The sequence below is a fragment of the Alcanivorax sp. HI0044 genome (assembly GCF_001634945.1).
The window spans coordinates 1-919 of record NZ_LWEZ01000306.1 but is presented as its reverse complement, the minus strand read 5'-3'; the positions used below and the strand labels follow the sequence as shown (position 1 = coordinate 919).

At 60.8% G+C, this 919-nt stretch carries 1 protein-coding gene; it reads right to left on the bottom strand.

What is annotated here, in order from left to right; translation table 11 throughout:
- A partial coding sequence (locus tag A3730_RS03740; protein ID WP_304439457.1) for a 7TM-DISM domain-containing protein occupies positions 1-919 on the bottom strand: 919 nt, incomplete at both ends.

The window sequence follows — 919 nt, the reverse complement described above, 5'->3', positions numbered from 1 at the left end:
CAGCGGGGTGTCAGCGAGGATTTCTGCCATGCCGAGGATGCCGCTGAGCGGGGTGCGTACATCATGGCCAATTCTGGACAGGGTTTCCCGACGCGTGGCATCCACGGTTTCCGCCACGGCCTGTGAGCGTTTTTGTTCGATATGCAGAAGTGCTTGATGGCGGTGGCTGACCCGCAAGCCGATGCCCAGAGTGACTGCCTCCAGCATGGTGGTTGCCAGTAGCCACTGGGGCAGTTCTGCGCTGGTTTGCAGGATGCCCAGATAGGCCAGACAAACCAGCAGGGCAGGCCCGCTGACCAGAAGCGTAGTCAGGAAAAACAGTCCGCCGCCATTCAGCTCCCGGTGCCAGCTGGTGTAGCCCAGAATCAGCAAAATGAATGCGGCCAGGCTGACGATGGCGAAGCTGGCACTGGCGGCCAGGGCGACGGGGAGCACGAGGATCAGGGGAATAAAGGCCAGTGAGCCCCATTTCAGTCCCACCATGATGCGGTGCAGAAGCGGGGCCTTGACGGAAAGATCAAAAAAGGAGCGCGCGACGCCGGTGGCGGAAAACAGCGCGATCATCATCATCACGAACAGGGTGCGGGGCTGAACGGTACTGTTCTCTGTCAGCGACTGGGGAAGAAAACCGGCCAGAACCAGACTGATGACCAGAATGGAGAGAATAAAGCCGCAATGGTAAAAGTAGGTTCTCCCACCCCGCATGGCGCCGGCGGTCAGGTTGTAGATGGCGAGAATCAGCAGGGCGCCGGCGAGCAGCATGTACACGGCGTTGGTGTGGCTTTGTTGTGCCACCTGGGCGTTGATGTCGTTCAGGGTCAGGCCGTAGGTGAGGTAGCCCTGGGGCTGGAGTCGCAGGTAGATCAGCTGTGGTTCACCGGTGGGCAGGTGTAGCCGGTAGCTGGCCTCCCGGCCGGGT